General features: G+C 68.8%; 20 protein-coding genes. 12 read left to right on the plus strand and 8 right to left on the minus strand.

The features are described 5' to 3' along the window. Positions 1 to 5 precede the first annotated feature (5 nt). The 3 genes from A605_RS12610 to A605_RS12620 all read left to right on the plus strand — a co-directional run bounded on the left by A605_RS12610 (position 6) and on the right by A605_RS12620 (position 2214). The gene (locus A605_RS12610; RefSeq protein ID WP_015401893.1) at positions 6 to 281 is read left to right on the plus strand and encodes a monovalent cation/H+ antiporter complex subunit F; all 276 of its coding nucleotides are present in this window, start codon (positions 6 to 8) and stop codon (positions 279 to 281) included. A gap of 1 nt (position 282) precedes the next feature. Beyond that, on the plus strand, positions 283 to 663 hold the full coding sequence (mnhG, locus tag A605_RS12615) for a monovalent cation/H(+) antiporter subunit G (RefSeq protein ID WP_015401894.1): 381 nt from the start codon (positions 283 to 285) through the stop codon (positions 661 to 663). A 264-nt stretch (positions 664 to 927) separates the two neighbouring features. Then, positions 928 to 2214, plus strand: coding sequence for a heparan-alpha-glucosaminide N-acetyltransferase domain-containing protein (locus A605_RS12620; protein WP_244428986.1), 1287 nt, complete (start codon positions 928 to 930; stop codon positions 2212 to 2214). Between the two features lie 11 nt (positions 2215 to 2225). Here the strand turns inward: A605_RS12620 and A605_RS12625 are convergent, their stop codons facing one another. From A605_RS12625 to A605_RS12640, 4 genes are read right to left on the minus strand one after another with little or no spacing between them, the layout of a single operon-like run. Then, entirely contained in the window at positions 2226 to 2882 is a 657-nt protein-coding gene (locus A605_RS12625; RefSeq protein WP_015401896.1) for an alpha/beta fold hydrolase, read from the minus strand. Further along, positions 2872 to 4005 carry a glutamate--cysteine ligase gene (locus A605_RS12630; RefSeq protein ID WP_015401897.1) on the minus strand — a complete coding sequence of 378 codons (1134 nt, stop codon included), beginning with the start codon at positions 4003 to 4005 and terminating at the stop codon, positions 2872 to 2874. Before A605_RS12630 ends, A605_RS12625 begins: the two co-directional genes overlap by 11 nt. Before the next feature lie 12 nt (positions 4006 to 4017). Then, complete coding sequence (locus tag A605_RS12635) at positions 4018 to 4707, minus strand: LytR C-terminal domain-containing protein (protein WP_149029442.1); 690 nt, start codon at positions 4705 to 4707, stop codon at positions 4018 to 4020. 16 nt (positions 4708 to 4723) lie between these two features. Next, positions 4724 to 5008: a DUF3263 domain-containing protein gene (locus tag A605_RS12640; RefSeq protein ID WP_027004397.1), complete on the minus strand. Its 285-nt coding sequence runs from the start codon at positions 5006 to 5008 to the stop codon at positions 4724 to 4726. On the opposite strand from A605_RS12640, the gene A605_RS12645 reads away from it, so the two are divergent. From A605_RS12645 to cls, 5 genes are all read left to right on the plus strand, one after another. After that, a complete protein-coding gene (locus tag A605_RS12645) occupies positions 5007 to 5615 on the plus strand; it encodes a peptide deformylase (protein ID WP_015401900.1) in 609 nt (202 codons plus the stop codon). The genes A605_RS12640 and A605_RS12645 overlap by 2 nt on opposite strands. Then, positions 5615 to 6649, plus strand: coding sequence for an N-acetylglutamate synthase, CG3035 family (locus tag A605_RS12650; RefSeq protein ID WP_015401901.1), 1035 nt, complete (start codon positions 5615 to 5617; stop codon positions 6647 to 6649). The genes A605_RS12645 and A605_RS12650 overlap by 1 nt, the downstream gene beginning before the upstream one ends. A 96-nt stretch (positions 6650 to 6745) precedes the next feature. Continuing rightward, entirely contained in the window at positions 6746 to 7171 is a 426-nt protein-coding gene (locus A605_RS12655) for a VOC family protein (RefSeq protein ID WP_015401902.1), read from the plus strand. A 118-nt stretch (positions 7172 to 7289) separates the two neighbouring features. Next, complete coding sequence (locus A605_RS12660) at positions 7290 to 8126, plus strand: exodeoxyribonuclease III (RefSeq protein WP_015401903.1); 837 nt, start codon at positions 7290 to 7292, stop codon at positions 8124 to 8126. A gap of 26 nt (positions 8127 to 8152) precedes the next feature. Then, positions 8153 to 9634: a cardiolipin synthase gene (cls, locus tag A605_RS12665; protein ID WP_015401904.1), complete on the plus strand. Its 1482-nt coding sequence runs from the start codon at positions 8153 to 8155 to the stop codon at positions 9632 to 9634. Between the two features lie 529 nt (positions 9635 to 10163). Here the strand turns inward: cls and A605_RS12670 are convergent. Then, complete coding sequence (locus A605_RS12670; protein ID WP_015401905.1) at positions 10164 to 11378, minus strand: multidrug effflux MFS transporter; 1215 nt, start codon at positions 11376 to 11378, stop codon at positions 10164 to 10166. A 197-nt stretch (positions 11379 to 11575) separates the two neighbouring features. Between A605_RS12670 and A605_RS12675 the strand changes: the two genes are divergently transcribed. Next, a complete protein-coding gene (locus tag A605_RS12675) occupies positions 11576 to 12820 on the plus strand; it encodes a Na/Pi symporter (RefSeq protein WP_015401906.1) in 1245 nt (414 codons plus the stop codon). Positions 12821 to 12839: 19 nt separating this feature from the next. On the opposite strand, the gene A605_RS12680 is transcribed toward A605_RS12675, so the two are convergent. The 3 genes from A605_RS12680 to A605_RS12690 form a co-directional block, all read right to left on the minus strand. Beyond that, positions 12840 to 13604, minus strand: a complete 765-nt coding sequence (locus A605_RS12680) for an ABC transporter permease (protein ID WP_015401907.1) — start codon at positions 13602 to 13604, stop codon at positions 12840 to 12842. Then, a complete protein-coding gene (locus tag A605_RS12685) occupies positions 13601 to 14572 on the minus strand; it encodes an ABC transporter ATP-binding protein (RefSeq protein ID WP_015401908.1) in 972 nt (323 codons plus the stop codon). Before A605_RS12685 ends, A605_RS12680 begins: the two co-directional genes overlap by 4 nt. Before the next feature lie 73 nt (positions 14573 to 14645). After that, positions 14646 to 15152, minus strand: a complete 507-nt coding sequence (locus tag A605_RS12690; RefSeq protein WP_015401909.1) for an NUDIX hydrolase — start codon at positions 15150 to 15152, stop codon at positions 14646 to 14648. A gap of 147 nt (positions 15153 to 15299) precedes the next feature. Here A605_RS12690 and A605_RS12695 point away from each other — a divergent pair, with 147 nt between their 5' ends. Genes A605_RS12695 through A605_RS12705 form a run of 3 tightly spaced genes read left to right on the plus strand, consistent with a single transcriptional unit; the run spans position 15300 to position 20565 of the window. After that, complete coding sequence (locus tag A605_RS12695) at positions 15300 to 16868, plus strand: hypothetical protein (RefSeq protein WP_015401910.1); 1569 nt, start codon at positions 15300 to 15302, stop codon at positions 16866 to 16868. Then, positions 16865 to 17911: a glutamate ABC transporter substrate-binding protein gene (locus A605_RS12700; protein WP_015401911.1), complete on the plus strand. Its 1047-nt coding sequence runs from the start codon at positions 16865 to 16867 to the stop codon at positions 17909 to 17911. The genes A605_RS12695 and A605_RS12700 overlap by 4 nt, the downstream gene beginning before the upstream one ends. Then, a complete protein-coding gene (locus tag A605_RS12705; RefSeq protein ID WP_015401912.1) occupies positions 17908 to 20565 on the plus strand; it encodes a serine/threonine protein kinase in 2658 nt (885 codons plus the stop codon). The genes A605_RS12700 and A605_RS12705 overlap by 4 nt, the downstream gene beginning before the upstream one ends. The last annotated feature ends 259 nt before the right edge of the window (positions 20566 to 20824 follow it).

The raw sequence follows: 20824 nt of genomic DNA on the forward strand, positions 1-20824 counted from the left end.
GCGCCGTGGATCCGAACGTGTACAACGCTTTCCTGACCATCGCGGCCGTGTTCTTCGCCGCGTCCTTCCTGATGATGGCCTGGCAGATCGTCACCGGCCCCAACTCGATGGACCGGATGCTCGGACTCGACGGCTTCGTCGCGATGTTCCAGTGCGCCCTGGCCACCTACATCTGCTGGACCCTGGACACCACCGTCGCCAACGTCATGCTGGTCATCGCCCTGCTGGGCTTCATCGGCACGGTGTCCGTCGCCCGCTTCCGCAAGAGGGACGGTTCCTGAAATGGACTTCACACTCATCGCCGACATCATCTCGCTGATCTTCATCCTCACCGGTGCGTTCCTGGTGTTCTCCGCCGCGGTCGGCGTCATCCGGTTCAAGGACACCATGTCGCGCGTCCACGCCGTGACCAAGCCGCAGACCACCGGCCTGATCCTCACGATGATCGGCGCGCTGTTCCGGGTGACCGCCTCCGATGACTTCGGCGTCGCCGAGGCCGGGGACCTGGGCATTCTCGTCCTCCTGGTGCTCTTCGCCCTGATCACCAACCCCGTCACCGCCCAGCGGCTGGGCCGCGTGTCCCGCCGCGAGGGGCTTTACGGCGTCAGGGACGACGTCTCGCGTAACGACGCCCCGGCGGAGCGGCCCATGCGCCGCCGCTGAGAAGATCCCGGTCCACGCGACCGGAGGGCCCGGGAAACCACTTTCTCCCGGGCCCTCCGCGATCCGGACTCGCCTCATCCTCCCCATCCTGCCGCTAAACTGAGAAAATCTCTCCAGTATTCATGAGAGACTAATGAGAATTCTGCGGTGGGACCGCAGGAATCACGCGACCCTGCTGGCATGACCGCCGGGGACCTGTTGTCCGGGACCAGACGGCCGCCTGCTCATTGACAGTGAGGTGGATCCATGGACGAAGGAAGAAACGTGAACGCAGTGGCCCCGGTGAACGGTGCTTCCCCGCCCGGAGCCGTGGCGGGCACACCTGCGGCGTCACGACGGCTGGTGGGCGTCGACGCTGCCCGGGGCATCGCCCTGATCGGGCTGATGGTCATCCACATCCTGCCGTCGTGGAATCCGGAGACCGGCGATGCGAGCCTGGCCTGGATTCTGTTCTCCGGCAACTCCGCGGCCCTGTTCGCCCTGCTCGCCGGCGTCGGCCTGGGGCTGGGCACCGGTGGTGTCTCCGTGCACCGCGGCAGGCGGATGACCGCGGACCGGGTGGGCCTTCTCGTGCGGGCGATGCTGATCGGGCTGGTCGGCCTGACCGTCTCGTCCGTGATGCCGGCGGAGGACCCGCCGGCGGCCGGCATCCTGGTCTACTACGCGGCCTTCTTCCTGCTGGCCGTCCCCTTCCTTCACCTGGGTGCGAGGGCGCTGTTCCTGTGGGCGGCCGGATTTGCCCTGTTCTCCCAGCCGCTGATGCAACTGCTCTGGAACCGGCTGCCGGGCACGACCTCCTACAACCCGACCTTCCACGAGCTGGCGACCGAACCACTCGGCATCCTGTCCCATCTGCTGGTGACCGGCGTCTACCCGGCCCTGCCGTACATGGCCTACGTCCTGGCCGGACTCGCGGTGGGGCGGCTGGATCTGCGCTCGAAGACGGTTCAGCGCACCCTGCTGGTGGTGGGCGCCCTACTGGCCGCCGGCGCCAAGGCCGTCTCCCACCTGCTGCTGTACGGCGCGGGCGGGTACGACCGGCTGCTCCTCAGCGTCGGGATGGACGAGGAGCTGCTGTGGAGGTGGCTGGTGTGGGGCCCGGAGTTCCGGCCCGAGGGCACGGCGTGGTGGCTGGTGATCACCACCCGGCACACGAACACCCCGTTCGCCATCGCCTTCGCGCTGGGCGTGGGGCTGGCCACACTCGGCGCCTGCCTGCTGATCGCCCGGCGGATCCCGGGGCCGCTCGGCCCGCTGGCGACGATGGGGGCGATGACCTTCACCCTGTACACCGCGCACCTGCTGGCCCTGGCCGCGGAGGTGCACTACGACGAACCGTTCCTGTGGTTCCTCATCCACCTGGTGGTCGCCGCCACCTTCGCGCTGGCCTGGTGCCGGGTGTTCGGGCAGGGCCCCCTCGAACGGTGCGTCAGCGTCAGCGTGCGGACGACCAGGCGGCTGGTGGCGGGCCCGTCGACGTCGGCCGTCGGCACGCGCACCGTCGACGCACCACCCGACCGGCGGACGTCGACCGGGGAGCCCGGGATCTGATCCTGCGGCCCCTACCCCACGCCCAGGTGCGGGGAGATCTCGGCGACAAAGCGCGCGGGATCGGTCTCGTACCAGGTGCCGGACAGTCCGGAGACCTTCGCGAGCGTGGCGTCGGGGATGATCTCCGCCGCCTGCTCCGCCGAGGGCAGGCCAGCGGGTTCCTCCGTCGTGGCGAGGATGAGGGTGGGGGCGGTGATCGCCTTCGCCTTCTCACGCAGGTCGATGTGCTGGACCTGCTCGAGGGCGGCGATCGCCGAGGCCTTGTCCAGGCCGGCGCGCCCGAGCAGGAACTTCGGCATGAGCTTCAGCGCCCGGATCTGGTTGCGGACCTGGGAGGGGTCGAAAAACAACTGCGGCTGGGACAACACCAGGCCGGTGATCCGCTGCGGCTGGGCCGCGGCGACGGCCACTGCGGCGACCGCGCCCATGGCGTGCCCGACGAGTGCCACCCGCCGCAGTTCGTTCTTGTCCAGGAAGGCCTCCACGGCGGCACGCTGCTCCTCGAAACTGCCGCGCCCCAGGTTCGGCAGCCAGGGCTTGACCTCGCCGGGGAGGCTGCGGACCACCCCGGTCCAGGAGTCCGGCTGGCGGCCGGTGGGGTGGAGGAAGACGACGTCGGTGGTTTCGCGGCCGGTGTGCTCAGGGGGCCCAGTGTGTTCAGTGTTCAATGGGCTTCAGTTCCTCCATCTCATCGCAGGTCGCGTCGATCACTTCCTCCCAGGAGCCGGTCCGCTGGAAGATGCGGCGTTGCCGCTGGTAGCCGGCCCCACGCTCGAGGATTTCGGAGATGAGGTGCAGTTCCGCCCGACAGCCGAGTTCCTCGGCGAGCGGGGAGAGCATGTCCACCAGCTCGGCCAGCTCCTGCGCGACCCAGCGCTCATCGGTGTCCCGGGAGGTGATCACCAGCGCCTCGAGTCCGTAGCGGGCGGCCCGCCACTTGTTCTCGGCCACGTGCCAGGGCTGCAGGATGGGCAGCTCCTCGCCGCGGTCGATCATGCGGTCGTAGTGGACGACCAGGCAGTGGACCAGGGCCACCAGGGCGGAGAGCTCACGGAGATTGCTGGTGGCGTCGGCGACGCGGACCTCGATGGTGCCCCATTTGCTGGCGGGGCGGATGTCGAAGTGCATGGAGCCCGTGTGGCTGATCACCCCGGAGATGTCCTGGTCGTGCATGTAGTCCAGCCACTCCTGCCAGGAGCCGAACTGATAGGGCAGGCCGGCCGTCGGCAGCTGCTGGTAGAGCATCGTCCGGTTGGAGGCGTAGCCGGTGTCCAGCCCGTCCCAGCCCGGGGAGCAGGCCGTCAGCGCCAGCATGTGCGGGAACCTGGTCATCAGGGCGTTGATGATCGGCCACACCCGATCCTCGTGGCTGATGCCGACGTGGACGTGCACGCCCCAGATCAGCATCTGCTGTCCCCAGTACTGGGTGCGGTTGATGATCTCGGCGTAGGACATCTTCGCGCTGATCGGCTGCTCCCGGAAATCCGAGAACGGGTGGGAGCCGGAGCCCCACACCCGCACCCCCAGTTCATCGGCGGCCTCCCGGATGCACGCCAGGTCGTGGGACAGCTCCCCGATGGCCTGCGGCACGGTGTCACAGATGCCGGTGACCAGCTCGACCGTGTTCTGGAGGAACTCCTTCTCCAGGTGCACCTCCGGGTGTCTGTCCTTGACCAGGTCGATGATCTCGACGGCCTTGGGCACGAGATCGCGGGTCACGGGGTCGACGAGCCCGATCTCCCACTCGACGCCGAGGGTCGGATTCGGGGAACGCTGGAACTCCACGGCCATGAGAGGAAATCCTTAGAGTGCGACCTGGCCGACGAGCACCAGGGTGATGTCGTTGGCGCCTTCGGTCTCATCGGGCAGGGTGTCGATGTATTCCCGGGCCACGCCGCCGACGCGGTCCGCCAGCTTGCGGGCGCGTTCCTCGGCGGCGGCGTTGCCGGGCTGGAAGAACACGGTGTTCTCCGGCATGATCTCGTCGGCCAGGTTGCCGACCTCCCCGAGCCGGTGGCCCTCCTCGCTGAGGGTCTCGGAGACCTCGGCGGCCAGGTTCGGCACGGTGGAGTTGTTCAGGACGTTGAGGCGCTCGGGAGCGGGGGCCTTCCCGCCGGTGCCCTCCCCCGCCGGAGCCGGGGCGTCCGCGTCAGCGGTGCCGCGCCCGGGGTCGGCGGCGGCGCCGTCACCTGCACCGGCCTCGGCGTCCGTGTCCCCGTCGGCCGGGGTCTCAGCGGTGCCGGTCGGGGCGTCGGCAGCCGGCTCACGGTCGCCGTCGGGGGTGTCGGCGGAGCCGGCGTCCTCCGTGCCCCGCTCCGCCGGGGCGGTGGCGGTGCCGTTCGAGTCGGCGGCGGTGCTGGGATCGGAGTCGTCGTCCTGGGTCAGGGCGTAGAGGCCCCACAGGCCCAGCAGCAGTGCGACGGCGATGAGGACCATCGCCAGGCCACGCAGCGGAAGGCCAGAAGTCTGGTTGTCCTGATTCACATCTGTCACAGTAGTCACTCTAGCCTTATCCGGTCTCTGTGTCTCCGGTGGCACGGGTACGTTCCTCGGCGCGCCGGTCGCGGATGCGCCGGAGCCGGGCCGTCAGGGTGGGATGGGAGGCCATCGCCTCCGGCACGTCGATGATGATGTTGAGCCGCTGGTAATACCGGATCGGGCTCATGCCCAACTCGGAACGGATCGCCTCCTCCTTCGCCCCGGTGGACCGCGGGGCGCGCTCCTCGAAATCGAGGATGCGGAAATCGTGGTCGGTGAGAGAGACGTGCGCGGACATGCCTAGACTGTAGAACATGACAGTTCGCCCCATCGTGATCCACGGCGATCCCGTGCTGCACAATCCCACCGAGCCCGTCACCGAGCCGGTCGAGCAACTGCAGGAGCTCATCGCCGACATGTACGAGACCATGGAGGTCGCGCGCGGCGTGGGCCTGGCCGCCAACCAGATCGGCGTGAACAAGCGGCTGTTCGTCTACCACTGCCCCGACACCGACGGTCCCGACGGCACCAGCAGGCCGGACGGCGGAATGAAGCGCGGGTGCCTGATCAACCCGGTGCTCGAGACCTCCGAAATCCCCGTGACCATGCCCGCCGACGACGGCTCGGAGGACGAGGCCTGCCTCTCCGTGCCCGGCGAGGGCTTCCCGACCCAGCGCGCCGACTGGGCCCGCGCCACCGGCCTCGACGAGCACGGCGACGAGGTCTCCGTCGAAGGCTACGGCTTCTTCGCCCGCATGCTCCAGCACGAGGTCGGCCACCTCGACGGCTACGTCTACACCGACACGCTCATCGGACGGAACAAGCGCGCGGCGAAGAAGGTCATCAAGGCCAACGGATGGAATCAGCCCGGCCTGACCTGGATGCCGGGTGAGGACCGGGACCCGTTCGGCCACGACGAGTGATGTCGCGCATCTTCCGCTCCGACGCCGTCGCCGTGGGCGACCGCGTGGTCGTCCGCCGCGAGATCCCCGGCACCCCGGGGCACCTCACCGACGTGATCGGCCACGTCGTCTCAGTGGACCCGCTGGTGGTCCGCCCCCAGGAGGTCGGCGGTCTGCCCTCGCAGGCCGAGGCCATCGAGATCCCGGCCGGACAACTGAAGATCATCAAGAAGCTCTCGCCGCGGCGGGTGCGCAACTCCGATATCCGCGCCGTGGAGACGGCCACCGCGAAGGCCTTCCCCGGCATCGAGCACACCTGGTCTCAGGACGGCCAGTGGCTGATGCGCGCCGGTGACGGCGTGACCGAACGCTCGAATTCCGCGGCCCCGCTGGGCCCCTCCGCCGGATTCGGCGGGGTCCCGGCCGAGGAGATCGAGGCCTTCTACGCCCGCCACGAGCTGCCAGTCCGCCTCCTCATCCCCGAGCGCATCGGCGCCCCCGCCGAGAAGCTGGCGGCCCGGCCGGGCTGGAAACTGGGCCCGGAGATCATCGTCATGACCCGTGACCTGTCGACCCTGGACGCGGACGCCGCCCCGGAGCTGCAGGATCTTCCGGTGCTGCCGGAACTGCCGGATCTGGAGTTCCGCATCGACGACCAACCCGACGACGACTGGCTGTCGCTCTACCACTTCCGCGGGCAGGCCCTGCCCGTGCGTGCGCTGGAGCTGCTGCACTCGCGCATCGACGGGACCATGGGATTCGGGCGATTGGTCACCCCGGCCGGGGAAACCGTGGCGATCACCCGCGGCACCCTGACCGCCTCCGGGGACGGCACCACCTGGCTGGGTTATTCGGCGGTGGAGGTCAGCGAGCGGTGGCGCCGGCGCGGGCTGGGCACCCGGCTGGGCGTCGAGATGCTGTACTGGGGACGCCACCACCGCGCAGAGCAGGCCTATCTGCAGGTCATCGCGTCGAATGAGCCGGGCAGGATGCTCTACGAGAAGCTCGGGTTCATCGAGCACCACCGGCACCGCTACGCGGAGCACACGGGCTAGCTCACCGGCAGCCGGTGGCCTATCCTCGAGGGTGTGCGCCAGCACACACCCCCATCGGCCGCAGGCCACCGCCTGCCTCCTTCAAGGAGATCCACGATGTCCCTGCGTTTTCTCCCCTACATCTCCTTTCCCGGCAACGCCGCGGAAGCCATGTCCCACTACCACGAGATCTTCGGCGGTGACCTCCAGGTGCTGAAGTACGCCGACACGGACACCACCGGTTTCCCCTTCACCCCCTCCCCCGAGGCCGTCGCCCACGCCCAGCTGGAGGCCGACGGCCTGCTGCTCTCGGGCGGCGACGCCGTGGGCGAGGACAACCCGCCCCTGTCGTCGGATGTCTATTCCTTCCTGTTGTCCTTCGACACCACGGCGGAGGCCGAGGAGATGATCGGGAAGTTCACCTCCCGCGGCGGCGAAGTGACGATGCCGTTCGAGCCCGCCCCCTGGGGCGACCACTACGGCCAGCTGACGGACAGGTTCGGCGTGGTCTGGGCGTTCGACGTCCCGGGCGGGGCAGGGTGATCTCCGGCCGCCCACCCATCAACTGACCGCCGTCCGGCTGCCCCGGTCGGGACCTTCCGGCACCGGTACGCCCCCGTCCGGGCGGTGGGCCGGCAGCGGCCCCGGTAGTCTGGTCCGCATGCGGATCGTCAACTGGAACGTGAACTCGGCGCGCACCCGCGCGGACCGGATGGTGGACTTCCTGCTCCGCCACGACGTCGACGTGCTGGCGGTGCAGGAGACCAAGTGCGCTGACGACAAGTTCCCGTACGAACGCTTCGAGGAGATCGGCTACGAGGTCGCCCACGTGGGCTACAGCCAGTGGAACGGCGTGGCGATCATCTCCCGGGTGGGCATCGCGGACGTCGAGACGCAGTTCCCCGGGCAGCCGGGCTTCCACAAGAACCCGGACAAGCCGCAGGACGTGGAGGCCCGTGCCGTGGGCGCCACCTGCGGCGGGGTACGGGTGTGGAGCCTGTACGTGCCCAACGGCCGCGAGATCGCCGACCCGCACTACGACTACAAGCTGCGCTGGCTCTACGCCCTGGGCTTCCACGTCCAGGACACCCTCGCGCAGGATCCGGATCAGAAGCTGGTGCTGCTGGGCGACTTCAACATCGCCCCGCACGACGAGGACGTGTGGGACATCGCCGCCTTCGAGGGGTCGACGCACGTCACCGAGCCGGAGCGGATCGCCTTCGACTTCCTGCTCGACGCCGGCCTGACGGAGGTCACCCGCCCGCTCACCCGCGAGCGCTACACCTACTGGGACTACAAGGGGCTCCGCTACCAGAAGGGCGAAGGCATGCGCATCGACTTCCAGCTGGCCTCCGAGGCGCTGGCGGCCACGGCGGGCAGCGCGTTCGTCGACATCGAGGAACGTTCCGGCAAGGGCGCCTCCGACCACGCCCCGGTCCTGGTGGACTACGACCTCCGGGAACGCAGCCTGTCCCAGGCCTTCGACGAGGTCCGCTGACCCGGCCCCGCTGACCCACCACCACCGTGTCCCTCTCCCTCGATCTGAGCACCTGGCAGTTCATCGGGCTGCTCATCGACTACACGATCAAGATCCTGGCCATCGGGTTCGTCCCCGAGGGCCGGCGCCCCTCCTCCTCCACCGCCTGGCTGCTGGCCATTCTGCTGCTGCCCTATGTCGGCCTGCCACTGTTCCTCCTGATGGGCAGCCCCTACATCAACCGGCGGCGCCACCGCATCCAGCAGGAGGCGAACGTCATGATCGAGGACGTGCACTCGCACATCCCCGACCAACCCCGGGGTATGGACCTCAACCCCACGGTCGAGTCGACGATCCGCCTCAACCGGCGGCTGACCAACCTGCCCGCCGTCTACGCCCACAACCTCGGACTGCACAACGACTACAACCAGGCGATCCGGCGGATGGCCGAGGCCATCGACGAGGCGAGGGAGTACGTCAGCGTCGAGATCTACATCATGGCCTGGGACGACACCACCGAGGTGTTCTTCCACGCCCTGGAACGCGCCGTGCAGCGCGGCGTCAAGGTGCGCCTGCTGTTCGACCAGGTCGGCTCGTGGAAGTACCCCGGCTACCTCAAACTCGGCCGCCGCCTGACCCGCATCGGTGTGGACTGGCACCTCATGCTGCCGCTGAAACCGTGGCGGGCCCGCTTCCGACGCCCCGACCTGCGCAACCACCGCAAGCTGGTCATCGTCGACGGCGAGATCGGTTTCATGGGCTCGCTCAACCTGATCGACCGCTCCTACCTGCTGCGCGGCCACCGGCGCGCCGGCCGGAAATGGGTCGACAGCCTGGTCGAGCTCTCCGGCCCGGTGGTCGCCTCCCTGGAGCTGGTCTTCGCCGTGGACTGGTACACCGAGTCCGGGGAGACGATCGACCTCGCGCCCCCAGCGGTTGACACGGGCGGGACCGAGAACACCAACATCGTCCAGTTCGTGCCCTCCGGCCCCGGCTACACCACCGAGCCGAACCTGCGCATGTTCAATTCGATCATCCACCACGCCAAGGAGCGCCTGATGCTGTGCTCGCCGTACTTCATCCCGGACGAGGCGCTGCTGGACGCGGTCACCACCGCCTGCTACCGCGGGGTGCGGGTGGAGCTGCTGGTCTCGGAGCAGTCGGACCAGTTCATGGTCCACCACGCCCAGTCCAGCTACTACCAGGCGCTCCTCGAGGCGGGCGTGCACATCTACCTGTTCCCCTCGCCCTACGTGCTCCACACGAAATTCATGCTCGCCGACCCGGACGGCGAAGGCGACCAAGCGGTGGGTGCGTACGGTTCCGCGAACATGGACATCCGCAGCTTCGGCCTCAACTACGAATCGACGATGATGATCGCCCACGGCAACCTTCTCGACCAGCTCAACGAGCTCGGCGGCATCTACCGGTCGGTCTCCCGGCAGCTCACGCTCGAGGAGTGGAACCGCCGCGGCTTCTTCCGCCGTTACATCGACAACGTGATGAAGCTGACCTCGGCGCTGCAGTAGCCGTGCGTGGTGTCTCCTAGGCTGACGCCGAGTATTACGCCCGGGCGATTCGTGACTGATGGGAGGACGTACTTCCCCTGCCGGAGAATCACCCGATTTCGGCGGCATCGGCCGGTGTCGCTCGATGGCTGGTATTTGTGAACCGGTTGGTGGTTTGCAGCTGGCTAGTAGCGCGGCTGCGGTGAGCAGGCAAGGAGGGCGAACGTCTATGATCAGCTGCCCTACCCGGCGTCAGCCGCCCCGGCGAGCGGCGCGATCCTCAGGGCTATTCGCAAAAATTAGCGCGGGGGCGGGGTGACGCACGCATTATGCCTGTTCAGCAGGCGAGGGAGGTGAACTTTTGCGATCTCCTGCCTTGCACCCCTGTCCGAGAACTTGGGAAAGGGCGTCTCAGCTCCCTGGAAACGAGACACCCTGTGGACGAAAATCGCAGCGGGGACACCGTCTCGGGAAAAGCACTTCTCATTACCTATCTCCGTGACTGCCGGGGCGCCGTTCGGCAGGTGATTTCCGACGCCGCGTCCCCGCCTCAGCCCTGCGCCGCCTCCCGGCCCTTCCCGGCGTAAACCGCGCCCAGTACCGCGAGTGCGGAGCAGACCGCCATGCCGAGGGCCATGGACAAGCCGGCGTTGGCGCCGAGGCCCACCAGCGGACTGACGACGCCGGCAAGGCCGAACTGCAGGAAGCCCATGAGCGCGCTCGCGGCACCGGCCCGCCGGTTGACCAGCCCGGTGCCCAGCGCGGTGGAATTGCTCAGGACCGGGCCGACCAGGGAGACGGCGAGGAACAGCAGCGGCAGGATGAGCCAGGCGACCGGGTGGACGAGCATGACCACGACGAGCGCGCCGGAGAACACGAGAATGAGGACCAGACAGACACGCAGGATGTCGTGGGTGTCGAGTCGGCCGATCAACCGGGCGTTGACGGTGTTGGCCAGCAGCAGCCCCACGGAGTTGAACCCGAAGATCAGGGCGTAGGCCTGCACCGAGAAACCGAGCTGGTTCTGCAGCACGAAGGGCGAGGCCGAGATGTAGGCGAACATGGTGGAGAAACCGAGGGCGAAGCTGATGAGGTAGCCGCGATACCCCCGGTTGCGCAGGACATAGCCGAAGTTGCCCAGGATGCCGGCCACGGTGAACGGGCTGCGCTCCTCCGGCGGCTTCGATTCCCGGACCACGAACAGGGCCACCAGCAGCTGGGCGAACGCGATGGCGGAGAGGATCCAGAACAGGCCTCGCCAGCCGAGGGGTTCGACGAGGAGGCCGCCGACCACGGGGGCGGCGATCGGCGCGATCCCCTGGATCGCCATCAGCAGGGCGAAGGCCCGGGCCGCCCTGTCGCCCTGAGCGAGGTCGGGGATGACGGCGCGGGCCAGCACCACGCAGGCGCCGCCGCCGAGGCCCTGGAGGAGGCGGGCGAGGATGAGGATCTCGATCGTGGGGGCCAGGGCGGCGAGCACTGCGGCGGCCAGGGCCAGGATGGCTCCCCCGACCATGAGCTTCCTGCGCCCGAGGGAGTCGGAGACCGGGCCGGTCACCAGCTGCCCGATGGCCAGGCCGAGAACGAAGCCCGACAGGGTCAGCTGCGTCATGGAGTCGGTGGTGCCCAGGTCCTCGGCGAGAACCGGCAGCGCCGGCAGATACATGTCGATGGCGAACGGCCCCGAGGATGTCAGCAGCGCCAGCCCCATCAGCAGCGGCACGGTGAGCTGCTGTTTCCCCTGTCGCTGATCGTCGTGAGTCATTCTGTCTCCTTCTTTCAGCGGCCTGCTCACGCAGTGCACAACCCACACATACTACCCCCTGGAAAGCTTCCGCGGGCAGGAATAATGGTGGTTTCTTTCAGAAAAATGCCCAAACTGCTACATTCACATGGACAATCACTGTCCGTTGAGTTACCAACAGGTGACACGTCCGGTCGTTCGGGGAGAGGAATCGTGCCGTGACCACCGAGGAAATGCGTACCCCGCGAATCCAGCGCCCGTCCTTCCCGGGAACCCACCACTACCTCAGCCCACGGCCCATCCCACAGGACCGTGACGTGGTCGCGCTGTCCTTCCCCGGGGCCGCCGTCCGCTGGCTCGCCGTCGTCACCTCCGTCATCGTGATGATCACGGCCATCTACCTGATGATCGACGGCGTGTACGGTGTGGGTTCCGGCATGGTCTCCCAGCTGTTCGACCTGGCGACCCACCCCTTCATCGGCCTGCTCGTCGGCGTCCTGGCCACCGCGGCGATCCAGTCCTCGTCGACGGTGACCACACTGACCGTCGCGGCCGTGGGATCCGGCGTCGTCCCCGTCGCCGTGGCGGTCCCGGTCATCCTGGGCGCGAACATCGGCACGACGATCACCGCGTCGATCGTCGCCTTCAGCTACCTCGGCCAGCGCGGCGAGTTCCGGCGCGCGTACTCCGCGGCCTCCCTGCACACCGGGTTCAACGTCTTGTTCGTGGCACTGCTGCTGCCGCTGGAGCTGATCTTCCAACCGCTCCAGCATCTCTCCGGCTTCCTGGCAGGTCTGACCGTCAGTGACAGTGAGACCTCGACGGCCACCAGTGGTCTCCTGTTCTCGCTGTTCTCCCCGCTCGTCGACGCGGTGGGCCCCCAGGGTCTGCTCGGCGCGTTCTTCGAGCCGCGGGTCGCCTCGGCCGTGGCGATCGTCCTGGGCATCGTGCTGGTGCTGCTGGCGGTGCGCACGATGAGTGCGCAGCTGCGCACCCTCATGGCCGCCACCACCCGCACGCTGATCAAGCGTTCCTCCGGCACCTCCGACCTGCTCAGTGTCACGTCCGGTGCGCTCATCACGATGGGCGTCCAGGCGTCGTCGGTGACGGTGTCGTCCCTGCTGCCCTTCGCGGCGGCGAAGTCGATGAGACTGCGCGAACTGCTGCCCATCATCCTGGGTGCCAACATCGGCACCACGTTCATGTCGCTGGTCACCGCCCTGGCGGTGCCCGGCTGGCTGGGCCCTTTCGCCCTGCAGGCCGCGCTGATCCATGTGCTGTTCAACGTGATCGGCACCCTGCTGGTGCTGCTCATCCGCCCGTTGCGCGAGCTGCTCATCCGGGCGGCCCAGGCCGGTGGCCGGGCCGCCACCCACGGGTACGTGGCCACGGGTTCCCTACTCGCGGGGTTCTACCTCGTCATCCCCGCCCTCATCCTGCTGGTCTACACCACTTTCAACTGAACCGGCGTCCCCCGTCGTCTCAGGCGTCGCGCCGCTCCAGGACGATGGCGCCGAGAATCCACAGCACCACCGCCCACGCAGCGAAATACAGCCCGCTGCCGCCGACCCCCCACGGGGCGTTCTGGACGGCCTCGTCATTGATGAAGGCGTCGAGGTTCTCCATGGGCAGGTAGGGCAGGATCTTGTCGCCGACCCGGGGAATGATGCCGACGAGCGCCTCGACGCCCATGAACCAGATGAGCATCAGGGCCACCGCGCCGGTGGTCTGCCGCAGCAGCAGCGCGATGCCCTGGGCGAACGTCATCAACATCACGGCCGCGACGGGATAGACCCACATCAGCCGCAGCGCCTGCTCGTCATCGAAGGGGTGGAACAGCTCCGCCGCGGAGGCGGGGGCCAGCATCTTCGCCAGGTAGTAGCTGACGATCACCGTCAGGAAGGTCAGCACCGCAGCCATGACCACGTACATCACCAGTTTCGCCAACGCGACGACCCAGCGCTGCGGGCTGGCCAGGTAGGTGACGGACTGCAGGTTGTAGCGGTACTCGGTGGTCACCACCATGACCGCCTGGATGATCAGCACGGTGAAGCCGAAGCTGTAGACCGCCAGGACGATCGCCGGCGCCCGCAGCGTGGGGATCCCGGCCTGGACTTCGGGGGTGAAGTTGCCCTGCATGACCGCCCAGCCGAGGCTGAAGAACAGGAACAGCGCCGTGGTCCACCAGAAGGACCGGGTGGTGCGCAGCTTGGTCCACTCGGAGGCGAGGGTGTTCAGGAACGTCACGGTTGCTTCTCCTCCGTCCGGGGCTTCTCGACGCCCGGCTGGGTCGTGGCGGCCGTGGTGCCGTGGTACTGCACCGCGTCCCCGGTCATCTCCATGAAGGCGTCCTCCAGGGAGGCGCGCCGCAGGCTCAGCTCGCTGAGCAGCACGCCCGTCGAGAAGGCCAGGGCACCGATCTCGTCGGTGCTCCGCTCCGGTATCTCGATCGTCGCCCGCCCCTCCGGGTCCGTGCCCACGTGGAAATCGATGTTCTCCTCGCGCAGGGCGGAGAGGAACTCATCGTGGTGCCCGGAACGCACCACCACCGTCGAGGCGGAGTGCTGCTTGATGAACTCGTAGGTGGAGGTGTCGGCGACCAGGCGTCCGCGACCGATGACGATCAGGTGGTCGGCCGTCATCGCCATCTCCGACAGCAGGTGGGAGCTGACCAGGACGGTCCGGCCCTCGTCGGCCAGCGCCTTGAGCAGGCCGCGCACCCAGCGGATACCCTCCGGGTCCAGGCCGTTGACCGGCTCGTCGAGGATGAGCACCTGCGGGTCCCCCAGCAGGGCGCCGGCCAGGCCGAGGCGCTGGCCCATGCCCAGGGAGAAGCCGCCGGCCTTCTTGCCCGCCACCTCCGTCAGGCCGACCAGGCCCAGGACCTCGTCGACCCGGCGCGCGGGCAGGCCATTGGACTGGGCGAGCCACTTCAGGTGGTTGGCGGCACTGCGGTTGGGGTGCACCGCTTTTGCGTCGAGCAGGGCGCCGACCTCCGTGACGGGGTTCTTCAGGTCGCGGTAGCGCTTGCCGCCGATGGTCGCGGTCCCGGCGGTGGGGCGGTCCAGCCCGAGGATCATGCGCATGGTGGTGGACTTGCCCGCCCCGTTGGGGCCCAGGAATCCGGTGACGATCCCGGGTTTCACGGAAAACGTCAGATCGTCGACAGCACGGACCTGCCCATACTGCTTTGTCAGGCCTTCCACGTCAATCATGTCGTCCAGACTGCCACAGATTTCCGGGTGCGCGCCCGCTGAACCCAGTCGACGCCGCGGCGGCGGCTCAGCCTCACAGGTCGGCGATGATCTCCCGCAGGCCGGGCAGGGCCTTCTGGAACGCGGGCATCAACGGCAGGGAATCGAGCTCGTCGAGCGGCACCCAGCGCAGTTCCAGCGACTCCTCATTGGCGTGCGTCAGCAGGCGGCGGCCGCCGCGGGTCCGGGCGATGACGGTGGTGTACGTCCAGTCCCCGGCCAGCTCCGGCTGGTCCGGGTCCGCCGGGAAAGGGCCGGCGGTGATCTCCTCGTGGAGGACGTCGATCAGCGAGGGATCCAGGGAGCACTCCTCGATGGCCTCCCGGAGCGCGGCCTCGGCCGTGGACTCGTGGGAGTCCCGTGCCCCGCCCGGCAGCGCCCAGGTATCGCCGGCGTTGGTCCACGGGGCGCGGTGCTGCATGAGCACCTCGACGCCCGTGGCGTCCGGTTCCGCGAGCAGGAGCAGCCCGGCAGCACCGTAGCGGCCCCACACCTTCACTCCGCCGGGCCCCGCCGCCCAGCCGTTGCCGTCACCGTTCATGGATTCGAGCGTAGCGGTATCGGGACGGCGATGTTCCTCCCCTCGCCCGGGCAGTTCCGACCGCCGCCCGGACCTTTCCCCGCCACCGCCGCCGGGAGGTGAACGCAAGCATGGCATTCAATGTGGTGAGCGGGTTATCCTAAGGTAATGACCGGCGCCAAGGACACCTCCGAGCCTGCACCGCCGATTCAGTCGGGGGATTCCGCAGGTGCGCAGCTCGTCCGCACCCGGACCCGGCTGCGCGATCTCGGCGACGCCGTGACCACCCCCGCCCGCCCCGCGGTGGAGGATGACGGTGCCGACGTCCCGGAGGACACCCAGGATCACTGGCTCGACGAGGTCAGCTCCGAGGAGGAGGAGAGCCACCGCAGTCTCGTGTCCCGGGCGACGGGGACCTTCACGGTGCCGGTGCTGTGGTTGCGGCGCATCTTCTCCTACATCGCCACCACCCCGGGCAAGCTGCTGACGGTCACGCTGGTGCTGTCGGTGGCGATCTTCGCGGCGGGCTACTCCATGTCGCAGTCCTCCGCCACCCGCCAGACCGCCCTGGATGTCCTGCTGACCTCCACGGAGCCGATGAGTTACGCGGCCCACAACCTCTACACCTCCCTGTCGCTGGCCGACACGATCGCCACCACCGGCTTCGTCCAGGCCGGCGTGGAATCCGCCGGCACCCGGGCGCGCTACAACGCCGCGGTCGACCGGGCGTCGGTCGCCGCCTCCGAGACGGCGGCCGGCATGACCATGGACGACGACCGCGCCCTGGAGCTGGTCACCACCATCCAGCGGCAGTTGCCCGTCTACACCGGCCTGGTGGAGACCGCGCGCACCAACAACCGGGCGGGCAACCCGGTGAGCGTGGCGTACATGGCCGAGGCCTCCTCCCTCATGCGCGAGGAGATCCTGCCCGCGGCCTCCGAGCTGTTCATCCTGACCAGCGGGCAGGTGCGTGAACAGCAGAACCACCTGACCGCCCCGCAGTGGGTGCCACTGTCCGGCCTGCTCGCCGCCGTGGTCTTCCTCCTGCTGGCCCAGTGGTGGCTGTGGCGGCTGACCCGCCGCAGACTCAACAAGGGTTTCCTGGCCGCCACGGCACTGCTGGTCACGGCGATCATCTGGGTCTCGGTGTCCAATTTCGGCACCTGGCAGGCCGGCACCCGCGGTTTCGAGGAGGCGTCCATGCCCTGGGACTCCCTGACCGCCTCCCGCATCCAGGCGCAGCAGGCCCGCACCACGGAGACCCTGTCGCTGGTGCGCCGCGAATCCGTCGACGAATCCCAGGCCTCCTTCGCCGACACCATCGACGGCGTGACCGCCGCCCTCGACGACTACGAGGCCGCCGAGGGGCACAACCCCCTGGCCACCAGCGGCAACAGCCGACTGGTCAACGAGGCGCGCACCGCGCTGATCAACTGGGAGGACGCGCACGCCCGCTTCGCCGAGGCGCTGCGCACCGGCGATTTCCAGGAGGCGGTGCGGCTGTCGACGACCACGACCGTCGCCCCGGGCTCCCCGCCGACGGCCGCCGGCGCCTACGACACACTCGACGCCGCGCTGTCCCGGCTGATCGCCGACGCCCGGTCGTCGATGCGCGCCTTCATCAATGACGGCCTGGCGGCCACGCAGCTGGTCTCCACCGCCGTGCTGGTGCTGTCCCTGGCCGCGGTGGTCGCCGTGTGGCTGGGCGTGCGCCCGAGACTGCAGGAGTACCTGTGAGCATCCGACGCCTCCCCCTCATCGCCGCCGGCCTCGCGGCCGCACTGGCGCTGTCGTCCTGTTCACTCATCCCCCACTCCGGGCCCCAGGCTCCCCGGCCCGAGGTCGGCACCGCCCGTGGTTACGGCCCACCGCTGCCCGCCGGGGCGACCGTGGAACCGGCCGGGTCGGTCAGTCCCCGCGAGATCGACACCGAGGACGTGGAAGGTTCGCTGCGCCCCGGCGACGCCACGCCCGAGGAGCGCGTCCCGGAGATCGTGGAACGCGGCCGCCTCGTCGTCGGCGTCGACCAGTCCCAGAACCTGCTGTCCTACCGCGACGCCGTCTCGGGCGAGCTGCGTGGCTTCGAGGTGGATCTGGCCCGCGAGATCGCCCGCGACATCTTCGGAGATCCGGAGCGGGTGGACTTCCGCTTCGTCGACAGCGCCGACCGGGCCAACTCGCTGAAGAACCACGACGTCGACGTGGTCATCCGCACGATGACGGTCACCGCCACCCGCCAGGAGGAGGTCAGCTTCTCCACCCCGTACCTGACCACCGACTCCCGACTGCTGGTGATGGACAACTCCGCGATCGAGGGCGTCGGCCAGCTGCCCGGGCGCACCGTCTGCGTCGCCGACGGCTCCACCGCCCTGGAGAAGGCGCGCCTCTTCGCCCCCGAGTCGCAGATCCTCAAGACCCGCAACTGGGCGGACTGCCTGGTGGCCCTGCAGCAGAACCAGGCCCACGCCATCCTCTCCGACGACACGATCCTCTCCGGCATCGCCGCCCAGGATCCCTACACCCGCATCGTCGGCATGTCGCTGGCCCGCGAGGACTACGCCGTGGGCATGCCACTGCCCACCGAGGACCACGACCCCTCCGGGCTCATCCGGCAGGTCAACTCGACGATCGAGCGCATCCGCGAGGACGGCACCTGGTGGCGGCTCTATGACCGCTGGTTCTCCTCCTACCTGGCCACCTCCGGTCCGCCCCCACTGCACTACCGTGAAGAACCCGCACCGACTGAACCTGAAGAGTCCGACGAGGAGGTGGACCAGTGAGCCCCGAGCGGCCCGACGGAACCGAGCATCCCGACGATCACGGGGACAAGCTCTCCCCCGACCACATCTCGGACCGTTCCGAACGCCTCAGACACATCGATCATCTGGACAATGTCACCGACTCCCGGGGCACCGGCCGCTCCGCCCACACCGGTGGCGAGGACCGCGGACCGCGCGGGGACGACTCCGGGGAGGACGCGGGCGAGGGCACCCAGGCGGTGAAGTTCGACCCCTTCGCCGACGAGGACGAGGACGAGGAACCCACGCCGCGGGAGGCCGCGCAGAAAGCCTCGAAAGGCGCCGGGGAGGACACCGGTGAAGGCACCCAGGCGGTGAAGTTCGACCCCTTCGCCGACGAGGACGAGGACGAGGACGACGGGTGGGACGACCACGCCGACCGGGGCGCCGACATCGACGCCCTGCTCGCCGACCTCAACGAGCTGCGTGACCGGCATGACGGTGAGGAAGCGGCCACCGATCCGTCCTCGGCCGACACCTCCGCCCGCGCCCGCGAGCAGGCACTGTCCACGTTCCGTCAGCGCCGCGGGGCCCGGCGCGTGGGGCGCACCGTCGCCGACGGCATGGTCCACCTGCCGTTCGTGGTGCCCACCCGCCCCGAGAACGCCCTGATCGACCCCGACAAGGCGGTGAAGAAGAAGGGCATCCCCGCCCCGCAGCTCAACCCGGGGGAGATGGTGGCCGGCCAGTACGAGATTCTCGGCGTGATCGCCCACGGCGGCCTGGGCTGGATCTACCTGGCCAACGACCATTTCGTCTCGGGACGCCTGGTGGTGCTCAAGGGCATGCAGGCGGAGAAGTCCCGCGACGAGACGGCCACCGCCATCGCCGAGCGCGAGTTCCTCGCCGACATCACCCACCCCGGGATCGTGAAGATCTACAACTTCATCGATGATCCGCGGGTGCCCGGTGGATTCATCGTCATGGAGTACGTCGGCGGGCCGTCGCTGCGCGACCGTCGCAACGCGCAGCCGGACCACCTGCTGCGCGTGGACCTGGCGATCGGCTACATCCTCGAGACGCTGGAGGCGCTCGACTACCTCCACTCCCGCGGCGTCGTCTACAACGACCTGAAGCCGGACAACATCATCGTCACCGAGGAACAGGTCAAGCTCATCGACCTGGGCGCGGTCTCCGGCATCGGGGCGTTCGGCTTCATCTACGGCACCAAGGGTTTCCAGGCCCCGGAGGTCGGCGCCGAAGGACCCTCCGTGGCCAGTGACATCTACACCGTCGGCCGCACCCTGGCGGCGTTGACCGTCCACCTGCCCAAACAGAACGGCGTCTACACCCACGGGTTGCCGAGCCCGAACACCGAACCGATCTTCCGCCGCTACCTGTCCTTCTACCGGCTCCTGCTGCGGGCCACCCACTCCGATCCGGCGAAGCGCTTCCGCAACGTCGAGGAGCTACGCACCCAGCTCTACGGGGTCCTGCGTGAGGTGCTCGCCGTACGCGACGGGGTGCAGTACCCCGCCCAGCACTCGCTGTTCTCCCCGCAGCGCACCACCTTCGGCACGAAGCACCTGGTCTTCCGCACCGACCAGCTCATCGACGGCGTCGACCGCACCGTGCGCATCACCGCCCCCGAGGTCGTTTCCGCCCTGCCCGCGCCCCTGATCGACCGCAACGACGTCGGCGCGGCCATGCTCTCGGGCTCGTCCTACACCGAGCCGCAGGAGGCCCTGGAGACCCTGCGCCAGGCGATGAAGACCGAGGAGTACGAGCAGTCCGCCGAGATCCCCCTCGGCGTGGTGCGCGCCATGCTCGACCTGGGATTCACCGGGCAGGCGCGCACCTGGCTGGGATCCCTGGAATCCGAACTCGGCCACGACTGGCGCTTCCAGTGGTACTCGGGCGTGACGGCCCTGCTGCTGGACGACTACGTCGCCGCCCAGCGCCACTTCGCCGAGGTGCTCAACATCCTGCCCGGGGAGGCCGCCCCGAAGCTCGCGCTGGCGGCCGTCAACGAGCTCATCCTCCAGCAGCTCGGTTTCCACCACAGCGCCCTGCTGGACGAGAAGACCGCACGCGCGACCTCCGTGCTGGGTGGCAGCCTCGCCGATCTCGACAACGAGATCTTCACCGACATGTCCACCACCTGGTCGCACCTGACCCAGGACCCGCCGCTCCTGCGGTTCAACGCCATGCGCCTCTACGGGCTGGTGTGGGTGACGAACCTGACGACGGTCTCCTCGGCGTTCGGCCTGGCCCGTCAACTGATGGCCGAGGACCAGATCGAGATGGCCGTCGCCGCCCTGGACAAGGTGCCGCAGGCCTCCCGCCACCACCGGATGGCGCAGCTGACCACGATCCTGCAGCTGATCTCCGGCACGCTGACCGAGTCCCGCATCCGCCGCGCGGCGCGTCGGCTGGAGGAGATCCCGACCAACGAGCCGCGCTTCCTGCAGATCAAGATCGCCGTCATGTCCGCCGGGCTGAACTTCCTGCGCGACGCGGGGGTGGAGTCGGCGGCCTCCGCGAACCCGCTGTTCGAGCACGACTTCACACAGCGCGGCCTGCGGACCGGCCTGTCCGAGACCCTGCGCCGCCAGGCCCGCCAGGCCCCCTACCCCCGCCACCGCTACGCGCTGGTGGACATGGCGAATCAGGTACGGCCGGTCACCTGGTTCTAGGAGTCTGGGCGCCAGCCTCTCGGTGCCGTGGCGGGCCCGGGTGGCCGTACTCTTGTGACTCCCCCGGCTGCCGGAGCTTCCCCGCCGATTCAACAGGGGGACTTCGCCGCCCCGCCCGGTCCCCTGAAGCCGGGAAAGTGTCCCATCCAGTCGCCGCTCCGGAGATCACCAGGATACCCGTGAGTCACCCACCCCTGAACCTCTGCCCAAGCACAACCCCGCGTCCCCACGGATAGTCTGGAGAGAACGGGAGGAGAGC

It is taken from the genome of Corynebacterium halotolerans YIM 70093 = DSM 44683 (assembly GCF_000341345.1).
Lineage (GTDB): Bacteria > Actinomycetota > Actinomycetes > Mycobacteriales > Mycobacteriaceae > Corynebacterium > Corynebacterium halotolerans.